This is a genomic window from Rhodococcus sp. EPR-147, assembly GCF_001647185.1.
Taxonomy (GTDB): domain Bacteria; phylum Actinomycetota; class Actinomycetes; order Mycobacteriales; family Mycobacteriaceae; genus Rhodococcoides.
Genome location: NZ_LVCU01000492.1, coordinates 1 through 2,143, shown reverse-complemented (window position 1 = coordinate 2,143; position 2,143 = coordinate 1). Strand labels below are relative to the sequence as shown.

1 protein-coding gene and 1 pseudogene are annotated in these 2,143 nt (G+C 65.8%); both read left to right on the top strand.

All coding sequences use genetic code 11. The features are described 5' to 3' along the window. Positions 1-720 (top strand): annotated as a pseudogene (locus tag A2J02_RS21130) (chromosome partitioning protein ParB); the annotation flags it as partial. Between the two features lie 124 nt (positions 721-844). After that, the coding region (locus A2J02_RS21125; RefSeq protein ID WP_068053136.1) for an MFS transporter at positions 845-2,143 on the top strand (1,299 nt) is incomplete at its 3' end.

Genomic DNA, 2,143 nt, shown 5'->3' with positions numbered 1-2,143 from the left:
GTCGCCGCCCTCGGCAAGGTGGGCGAGCGTCACCTCGGCCTGCAGGTCATCCGCGTCGAGACCATCGTCGGCAGCGTCGATCGCACTCGTGATTTCGATCGATTCTTTCGGCCGACGTCGGCGCGCATCCGCGAACGCTGGCAACGACTCGCGGCTGCTCAGCGCCGCGGCGAGGCGATGCCGCCGATCCAGGTGTACCGCATCGGTGGCATGCACTTCGTCGTCGACGGACACCATCGAGTCTCCATCGCCTTCGCGATGCACCGGACGTCGATCGACGCCGTCGTCACCTAGATCATCACCCGCATCTCACCGGAGGGCATCACCCGACGCGGCGACCTGCTGATCAAGGATCACCGGCGCATCTTCCTCAGTCGTGTCCCGTTGGTGGGCAAGGCACGCGAGGCCGTTCAGGTGACCGATCCGTTCGATTACGCCCAGCTGAGCGAATCGGTGGAGGCGTGGGGCTTCCGGTTGATGCAGGAGGTCGGCGAGTTCGTCGACCGCGGTACCGTCGCGCGGCGCTGGTTCGGTGAGGAGTACCTCCCGGTGGTGCGCATGGTGCGCGCTGCGGAGATCCTCGAGGACCGCACCGACGCGGAGGCGTACCTGTGGATGAGCCGGGAGCGTTACCGCCTGGTGCGCGAGCATGTGTGGAACGACGAGATCGTCAGCGAACTGCGGCAGAAGGCGCTGGGCAAGCCCACCCGTCCGCAGTGACACGGTGCCGTCGTCGGGGACCGCTTCCCTCGTTCGGCGATATCTGATAGTCACTTAGATGCATTCAACAATTTATTTGCGTCGCTTCTAGTGCTTTTTCGACAGGTAACGAGGTAGTTCTTCCATGTCCACCCGCCGCATACTGCTGCCCGGACTCTGTTTCATCGTCATGACTCTCGCCGTTCTGCAGACGATGGTCGTCCCCATCGTCGGAACCATCGGCACCCAACTCGGCGTCAGCACCACGGCCGCAGGTTGGGTACTGACGGGCAACCTCCTCGCAGCGGTCATTGCCACCCCCGTCATCGGCCGGCTCGCCGACCTGCACGGCAAGCGGCCGGTGCTCATCGGTGTACTCACCGTCGTCCTCGCCGGGTCCTTGCTCGCGGCCCTGACGCACTCGCTGCTCTGGTTGATCGTCGGTCGCGTCCTGCAGGGAGTGTCCTATGCCCTGTTCCCCATCGCGCTGGCGGTACTGCGCGACGAGATGCCCCCACGAAAGCTCGTCGGCTCGATGGCCGTCCTGTCCGGGACACTGGGCGTCGGCGGCGGCTTCGGACTGGTTCTGACCGGGCTGCTCACCGCCAACGGAGCCGACTACCACCGCGTGTTCTGGCTCACTGTCGTGTTCGTCGTGCTCGCCCTCGCGATCGCCTGGTTCGGCGTGCCCGCGCGACCGAAGACCAGCGGTGGCACCGTCGATTGGTGGGGTGCCGCAGGACTCGCCGTGACCCTCCTGCTCCTGTTCCTCGCGTTGACACAAGGCCGCACCTGGGGCTGGGGTTCGGTGGCCACCCTCGGCTGCGCCCTTGCCGGTGTACTGACAGGGACGCTCTGGTGGCTGCTCGAGAAGCGCACCGCCGAACCGTTGGTCGCGCCCCGCATGCTCACCCACGGTCCGCTGCTCGCCACCAACGTCGCCACCGTGTTCGTCGGTATCGGGATGTTCGTCAACTTCCTCGCCTGCTCGTACTTCGTGCAGACACCACGAGCGGTGGCGGGCTACGGCTTCACCGCCAACGTTCTCGAGGCGAGCGTGGTCTACCTGCTACCCGGCGCGGCGGTCGGCGTGGTTGCGGCCGTCCTCAGCGGTCGTCTCATCCGGTCCTTCGGGCCGCGTCGAGTTCTGATCGCAGGTGCGGTGATCGGGCTGGTCGGCTTCGTGTTCGTCGCACTGGCGCACGATCACACCTGGCAACTGATCACCGCCGGTGTGGTCATCAACGTGTTCGTCAGTCTCGCGTTCGCTGCCCTGCCCAACCTGCTCATGGCCGAGGTCGATGCAGCGGACACCGGCGTGGCCAACAGCGTCAACTCGATCGTCAGAACCGTCGGCACGTCGATCGCAAGCGCAACACTGTCCACCGCACTGGCCATGTTCGCCATCGACGGGACCGGGGTCGCCCGTGAAATCGTCTACACC